This is a genomic window from Rivularia sp. UHCC 0363, from assembly GCF_034931125.1.
GTDB lineage: Bacteria > Cyanobacteriota > Cyanobacteriia > Cyanobacteriales > Nostocaceae > Rivularia.
The window spans coordinates 92,146-99,132 of sequence record NZ_JAYGHM010000005.1; the positions used below are offsets into that span (position 1 = coordinate 92,146).

8 protein-coding genes and 1 tRNA gene are annotated in these 6,987 nt (G+C 40.7%); 6 read left to right on the plus strand and 3 right to left on the minus strand.

Annotated features, from left to right (window positions below):
• Window positions 1–67 precede the first annotated feature (67 nt).
• From VB797_RS04595 to VB797_RS04620, 6 genes are all read left to right on the plus strand, one after another.
• Window positions 68–1,159, plus strand: coding sequence for a TRAP transporter substrate-binding protein (locus VB797_RS04595; protein ID WP_323236467.1), 1,092 nt, complete (start codon window positions 68–70; stop codon window positions 1,157–1,159).
• Between the two features lie 66 nt (window positions 1,160–1,225).
• The gene (locus VB797_RS04600; protein WP_323236552.1) at window positions 1,226–1,387 is read left to right on the plus strand and encodes a TetR-like C-terminal domain-containing protein; all 162 of its coding nucleotides are present in this window, start codon (window positions 1,226–1,228) and stop codon (window positions 1,385–1,387) included.
• A gap of 7 nt (window positions 1,388–1,394) precedes the next feature.
• Entirely contained in the window at window positions 1,395–1,823 is a 429-nt protein-coding gene (locus tag VB797_RS04605) for a hypothetical protein (protein ID WP_323236469.1), read from the plus strand.
• A gap of 107 nt (window positions 1,824–1,930) precedes the next feature.
• A complete protein-coding gene (locus VB797_RS04610; protein ID WP_323236470.1) occupies window positions 1,931–2,260 on the plus strand; it encodes a 2Fe-2S iron-sulfur cluster-binding protein in 330 nt (109 codons plus the stop codon).
• 222 nt (window positions 2,261–2,482) lie between these two features.
• Window positions 2,483–3,223 (plus strand): Uma2 family endonuclease, encoded by a 741-nt coding sequence (locus VB797_RS04615; protein ID WP_323236471.1) that lies wholly within the window; start codon window positions 2,483–2,485, stop codon window positions 3,221–3,223.
• A 75-nt stretch (window positions 3,224–3,298) separates the two neighbouring features.
• Complete coding sequence (locus tag VB797_RS04620) at window positions 3,299–4,201, plus strand: pirin family protein (protein ID WP_323236472.1); 903 nt, start codon at window positions 3,299–3,301, stop codon at window positions 4,199–4,201.
• A 368-nt stretch (window positions 4,202–4,569) separates the two neighbouring features.
• On the opposite strand, the gene fba is transcribed toward VB797_RS04620, so the two are convergent.
• The 3 genes from fba to VB797_RS04635 all read right to left on the minus strand — a co-directional run bounded on the left by fba (window position 4,570) and on the right by VB797_RS04635 (window position 6,880).
• Window positions 4,570–5,649, minus strand: coding sequence for a class II fructose-bisphosphate aldolase (gene fba, locus VB797_RS04625; RefSeq protein WP_323236473.1), 1,080 nt, complete (start codon window positions 5,647–5,649; stop codon window positions 4,570–4,572).
• A gap of 223 nt (window positions 5,650–5,872) precedes the next feature.
• Window positions 5,873–5,944: transfer RNA gene (locus VB797_RS04630), tRNA-Lys, on the minus strand.
• A 66-nt stretch (window positions 5,945–6,010) separates the two neighbouring features.
• Window positions 6,011–6,880, minus strand: a complete 870-nt coding sequence (locus VB797_RS04635) for an aldose epimerase (RefSeq protein WP_323236474.1) — start codon at window positions 6,878–6,880, stop codon at window positions 6,011–6,013.
• Between the last annotated feature and the right edge of the window lie 107 nt (window positions 6,881–6,987).

The following is a 6,987-nucleotide window of genomic DNA, read 5'->3' on the forward strand; positions in this document are numbered from 1 at the left end:
TTTTCCATATAAATCTGTTCTAAAATGCAACAGCAACTTTGGAAATGTTTTTTTTAGCAAGTATCATATGAAACGTCGAGAAATCATCAAGAAAACCGCGATCGCAACTGCAACTGCTACGACTATTGTTTCCTGTAGTAGTAAGGGACCTGCGGTAGGTAAGAGTTTGCCTAATGTGCGTTGGAGAATGGCAACTAGCTGGCCCCAGTCTTTAATAATTTACAGCGGTCCGGAGACAATCGCTAAGCGCGTTAAAGAAATGACCGACGGACGTTTTACTATAATTCCCTCTCCTGCTGGAGAATTAGCAGGTGCTACAGAAGTGCTTGATGCAGTGCAAACAGGTTCAGTACAGTGCGGACATACAGCAAGTTATTTTTACATCGGTAAAAACCCCGCTTTAGCTTTTGCAACTTCCGTACCTTTTGGTTTAACCGCACAGCAACAAAATGCTTGGCTTTACCACGGAGAGGGACAAAAAGCAATACAGGAAATTTATGATAATTTTAATATTATTTATTTCCCTGCTGGTAATAGTGGAACTCAAATGGGGGGATGGTTCAAACGGGAGATCAAATCCCTTGCTGACTTGAAAGGATTAAAAATGCGGATTCCCGGATTGGGTGGGAAAGTCATGTCCCGTTTGGGAGTTAACGTACAGGTTTTACCCGGAGGAGAAATATATTTAGCGTTGGAAAGAGGTGCGATCGACGCAGCAGAATGGATTGGACCTTACGACGATCAAAAACTAGGTTTAAATAAAGCCGCGCAATTTTATTATTATCCCGGTTGGTGGGAACCCGGTTCAAGTTTAGATGTATTAGTTAACCGTGGTGCTTGGCAAAAACTACCCGAAGAATACAAGCAAATCTTTCAAGCTGCGGCTTATGAAGCAAACATTGATATGTTGGCAAGGTATGAAGCTTTGAATGGACAAGCATTAACCGAGTTAACTAAAAGCGGTACCAAATTAGTTGCTTATAGCAACGATATATTAATAGCAGCGCAAAAAGCCAGCATTGAAGAATTAGAAGATAGTGCAAGTAAAGATGCAACCTTTAAGAAAATTTACGAACAATGGCAAGGTTTTCGAGAGCAGCTTTATAACTGGAATCGCGTCAATGAGTATAGTTTTGCTAATTTTGTCACGAAAAAATAGATAATTGGGTATTGGTAATTGGGAAATAGATAATAATGTAGAGACGTTGCAGTACAACGTCTTTTTATTAAAAGAGCGAAACTTAGAAATGAAGTTCGAGCAGATTTAGATGCTAATTTTGTATTTGACGTGATGAGTGGAATGATGCTTTATGGGTTAATATTTCCACCGACATCTGAATCGTGGTCTGAATATGTTCGTCGTGCGGTGGAAGCAGTTATTAATTAAGAATACAATGAAAAACTTTGACAGCAAAAATAGATTAGTTTCCCGATTATCCATATTGACACTTGTATTTTTACCATTACTTGTTATGAGTGCTTGTCGTCAAGAAGAATCAGCATTACTAACTTGTTTACCAGAATCAAGACAGTTAACAGATATTGTTTCAGTAGAAGGTGTTGCAACTACATCAGAAGAAGCTAATAAATTAAAAAAAGTTACTATCTCTGAAAAGCTCAAAGAATTACAAGCGAGTTGCAAAAATAATCGGCTTGTAGATACTCAAAGTAAAGAGATTGTTTTCTTCGATTTACAATTTTGTGGAGGTGCTCCACCACCAGAAGGAGCGGTTGAAAAACAACGAGAAGAAGTTATTGCCTTGCAAAAGAAATATACTGTAATTACTATGACCTGTAATCCTGTAGGTCTTCCTTACCCATAAACCTATTATTCGATCTTGAATTTTTGATTAAATAAACCTCTACAATTGAAGATATCGAAAGACTTTACTTAACGTGAAAAATATTTTTTTAACCAGGGGAATCACCAATGCCTAAAGTAACTGCTCAAGGAAAAACTTTTGAATGTGAATCCGGTAGTAATCTGCGTCAAGTCTTGCTAGAGCATGGAATTGACGTTTATAACGGCAATGCAAAAACCATTAACTGTAGAGGTCTGGGAACTTGCGGTACCTGTGCTGTTAAAGTAGTTGGTTCGGTTTCAGAACCTCAATGGAACGAGAAAACAAGATTAGGACTTCCTCCTCATTCTGGTAATAGCGATCGCCGTTTATCTTGTCAAACAAAAGTGTTAGGAGATGTCCGGGTTACTAAGTATGATGGCTTCTGGGGACAAGGTACTGAGGTGGTATGGAGTTGATGAGTTTGGGAGAATCCCAAATTTTTAATTTTGTAGTGCGAGCATCCTGCTCGCTGGCGCTCCCGAGCGAGCAAGATGCTCGCACTACCAAATATTTTTCAACAATTGGGATGCTCCCATGAGTTTTGGGTTTTTAATTTTTGATTGAATAATTATTAGTACCGCTTCTAATTAATAATATCGCTATACTAAAACTCAATCCCTCACTCACTTGCAGTTATTATGATTGCTACCATTCATCCCTATAATATTACTTGGGAACTACTCCCCGAAGACTTCATTTTAGACGATGAACCAGTGGATAATGTCAATCAACCCCCCATTGCTGCGGCACTCACCGAAAGCTTAGAATTAGCAACAAGATTGCCGTCCACTGCTCTGGTGACGACGAATTACGGCATCTGCGCGAATGTGAATGACAAAGTTGTCGTAAAAGCTCCCGATTGGGCTTATATACCGCAAATTAGCGTGACGAGAGAAGAAGTTAAACGCAGCTATACCCCCCACCTACAAGGTGAAATTCCGGTAGTAGTAATGGAATTTCTCTCGGATACAGAAGGGACAGAATATTCGAGTAAACGCACTTATCCCCCCGGAAAGTGGTTTTACTACGAGCAAATTTTGCAAGTACCGAACTATATTATTTTTGAGCCGGAAAGCGGTTCTTTGGAAGTACATCACTTAGATGAATCGGGATATGATTTGCGTTCCTCCGATGAAAACAACCGTTACTGGTTGAATGAGATGCATTTATTTATCGGGGTTTGGCAAGGTATACGAGAAAACCGCGAAGGTTACTGGTTGCGGTGGTGGGACGAAGCAGGTCACTTGCTACTGTGGGGAAGTGAATTAGTTCAGCAAGAACGGCAAGCGAAGGAACGAGAAAGAGAAGCCAAGGAAACTGCTTTGAAACGGTTAGAAGAGTTAGAAAAACGATTGCGTGATGCTGGTATGGAACCTTGACTAGTTAAAGATTAAGAGTCACAACTCGTCGTAAAATCTAATTAAGGCATCTATAGCAATAAATATTTATATCCTATGTCCGGTATTAATCAAATTATCCAACCTCATCTCAAAGATTTAGGCGGTTTTGAAGCTCGTCGCTGTCTTCCCAATAAAGAACGCCAAATGGTCGGTCCGTTTATCTTTTTCGATCATTTGGGACCTGCTGTTTTCCCCGTTGGTAAAGGTGTAGACGTTAGACCCCATCCTCACATAAATTTAGCCACCGTAACTTATTTGCTCGAAGGAGAATTGTTGCACCGTGATAGTGTGGGTACCGTCCAAGAAATTCAACCAGGTGCAGTTAACTGGATGAGTGCGGGAAAGGGTATAGTTCATTCGGAACGCTCCCCCGATAGTTCGAGAAATCGCGAAGCAACATTACACGCAATTCAAATTTGGGTTGCTCTCCCCGACGAACACGAAGAAACCGAACCTTGGTTCCGTCATTATCCAGCCGATAATTTACCCGTATGGGATGAAAACGGTGTAAAAATGACGCTAATTGTCGGTAAAGCTTACAATCGTGCTTCCAAAGTTGAAACTGTATCGCCAATGTTTTACTTAGACGTACAGTTAGCAGCGAATACACAATTTACTTTACCTGACTTATACAGCCAAAGAGCAATTTACAGTATTACTTCCGGTTTATCTATTAACGATCAACCATTAGAACAACATCAATTAGCAGTACTAAATTCTGGTGACGAAGTAAAAGTTAGTGCAAACACAGAAGCTCGCTGTATAGTATTTGGTGGTGAATCAGTAGGCGATCGCTATAAATGGTGGAACTTTGTTTCTAGCAGTCCCGAACGCATCGAACAAGCAAAACGCGACTGGAAAGAACAGCGTTTTAGTAAAGTACCCCAAGAAGAAGAGTTTATTCCACTACCATCAGACGACATCACAGAATTCAGCAAACCTCAACCACTTTCCTAACGGTTCGTTTCAATAGTTTTGGTTCTTGCGTATAAGAGGGAATAGGTAATTGGTAATAGGGAATAGGAAAAAAATAATTTAACGTACTTACAGGTGAAAAATTGCCACTCCTATAAAAACAGATCAACTTCATCCAATCAGGGGTTTGAGGGAGAATCCCCCAATTCAAGGTTTTTCCTCACAAATAGAATAGAAACCAATCCTTGAGCCATATTGCAGCAAACTTCTCTTCACCAGTAAACAGCAATTTACACAACAAAAAACCGGGGAACAATACTTACCCGGTTTGGTCATTTTTTGCAGAATCCTCAGTAACCTAGGGACACCATCAAGTGCGTGTCCCTATTTACTTGCTTATTTAATTAAAATTATACTTTTGCAGCAGACTTAGTTTTCGCAGTAAGTTCACCACTAGCATATTTAGCCGCAAACTCATCTAAAGGAATCTGCTTAATCTTGCTAGCATGACCAGCAGTACCAAACGCTTCATAGCGGTCTAAACAAACCTGCTTCATGTACTTAATAGAAGGCTTGAGGAAGTGACGGGGGTCAAAGTTTGATGGGTCTTTCGCAGCAGCTTCACGGAAAGCAGCGGTGATTGCTAAACGATTGTCGGTGTCAATATTTACCTTACGTACACCACTCTTGATACCCTTCTGAATTTCTTCAACAGGTACACCGTAGGTTTCAGGAATCTTACCACCGTACTTGTTGATCATATCCAACCACTCTTGAGGAACGGAAGAAGAACCGTGCATTACAAGGTGAGTATTGGGTAAACGCTTGTGAATTTCTTCAATTCGGCTGATTGCCAAAACTTCACCAGTAGGCTTACGAGTAAACTTGTAAGCACCGTGGCTGGTTCCGATCGCAACTGCTAGAGCATCAACTTGAGTTCTTTCTACAAACTCAACAGCTTCATCAGGGTCTGTTAAAAGCTGTTCTCTGCTGAGTTTTCCTTCAGCACCGTGTCCATCTTCAGCTTCACCCATTCCGGTTTCCAAAGAACCCAAACAACCGAGTTCTCCTTCCACACTAGCACCAACCGAGTGAGCTACTTTTACTACTTCAGCAGTAACATTCACGTTGTACTCAAAGCTAGCTGGGGTCTTCGCATCTTCTTCAAGAGAACCATCCATCATCACACTGGTAAAACCGTTGCGGATTGCCGAGTAGCAAGTTGCAGGGCTGTTACCGTGGTCTTGGTGCATCGCAATGGGAATATCTGGATGGGTTTCCACTGCTGCCAAAATCAGGTGACGTAAAAAGTTTTCTCCAGCATACTTACGCGCACCGCGAGAAGCCTGTAAAATCACAGGGCTATTAGCTTCTACAGCAGCCTCCATAATTGCCAGGATTTGCTCCAGGTTGTTAACGTTGTAAGCCGGGATGCCATAGCCATTTTCAGCAGCGTGGTCAAGCAGCAGACGCATTGGTACGAGCGCCATAGATATTCCTCCTAATTTGGTTATTCGCTAATCCGTTTAAGACAAGCGTCATCTTTACGTTAATCTTAAGATAATTCTCAACTTATAGGAAATTATAACTATTCGCGTGTACCTATATAAAAAAATTTCTATGTAAAAAGGCATGGGGCATAGTTATCAATCATCTATCTTCTTGTCCCAAACAATGAAGTAACGATAAAGAAATTATGTTATTATCTTTACATGGGTAGCCTGGGATTCGAACCCAGAACAAATCGGTTAAAAGCCGAGTACTCTACCATTGAGTTAGCCACCCTTCGCGTTTTTGCGCGACTGACTTATGAATAATAGCACATAACCCTAGCCATTTGTAAAGGGGGTGCTAGGAAAATTTTGCCGTGAGACGAATTGTTGCCGATTGAGTCGCACCAGGTTCTAATACAGTTAGATGTTCTCCTGTATTCATGGCATTACGCGGTCCGCTCCAAGGCTCCAAGCAATAAAAATCTTTACCCTTAACCGTCCAAAATACCAAAGTTGAAAAATTATCGTCGTATTCCAGCGTCATTTTCAAATTACGACCCTTATCTGTGACGGTGGCAGATTTTGCACTCAACTTGTTAAATGCAACGTCAATTTCATCGCTACTAAAATCGAAATTACCGTTAAACGAGTGGATTTCCTGGCTATCTTTCTTTTGGAACTCAACAGACGGAATATCAAACTCTAGCTGGCTTTTATCATGGGTCAAGAAATAAGGATGAAAACCCACCGAAAAAGGCATTGCTTCGGAAGACTTGTTGGTAAATTCCTGGAGTATCGTCAGCGTATTACCATGCAGTTGGTAGGTAAAATTGACTTGAAATTCAAAAGGATAAACTTTTTTAGTTTGTTCGTTGCTGTCGAGAGTCAACTTAAGACAAACATTATCTACAGTAATTTCTTCGCTGACAGACCAAGGTAAATTACGAGCAAAACCATGTTGTTTGAGCGTAAACTGCTGATCATTTAAAGTGTAGCTATCATCAGGTAAATTGCCGCAAATCGGAAACAAGATCGGATTTCCACCGCGAATGCTCATTTCCGGGTTCTTAAATCGTTCTTCATCAAGATAAAAAACTTCTTGACCGTTAATGCGCCATTTTGTAATAATACCGCCACGTTTGGGCAGCACTTCCAATTGAGACTGAGACTTTTCGTCAGTCAAGATGTAAGTTTCGTACTGTCTTTGTTCAACGTCGATAGAAAACATAATTCAAAAATTGGGAATTGGGCATGGTAAATAATTATGAGTTAGGAGTTAGGAGTTAGGAGTTAGGAGTTAGGAGTTAGGAGTTAGGAGTTAGGAGTTAGGAGTTA

Bases quoted from the DNA above. Each gene is read 5' to 3' on its own strand.
- fba (WP_323236473.1), bottom strand. From the start codon at position 5,649: ATGGCGCTCGTACCAATGCGTCTGCTGCTTGACCACGCTGCTGAAAAT.
- VB797_RS04615 (WP_323236471.1), top strand. From the start codon at position 2,483: ATGATTGCTACCATTCATCCCTATAATATTACTTGGGAACTACTCCCC.
- VB797_RS04605 (WP_323236469.1), top strand. From the start codon at position 1,395: ATGAAAAACTTTGACAGCAAAAATAGATTAGTTTCCCGATTATCCATA.
- VB797_RS04620 (WP_323236472.1), top strand. From the start codon at position 3,299: ATGTCCGGTATTAATCAAATTATCCAACCTCATCTCAAAGATTTAGGC.
- VB797_RS04595 (WP_323236467.1), top strand. From the start codon at position 68: ATGAAACGTCGAGAAATCATCAAGAAAACCGCGATCGCAACTGCAACT.
- VB797_RS04610 (WP_323236470.1), top strand. From the start codon at position 1,931: ATGCCTAAAGTAACTGCTCAAGGAAAAACTTTTGAATGTGAATCCGGT.
- VB797_RS04635 (WP_323236474.1), bottom strand. From the start codon at position 6,880: ATGTTTTCTATCGACGTTGAACAAAGACAGTACGAAACTTACATCTTG.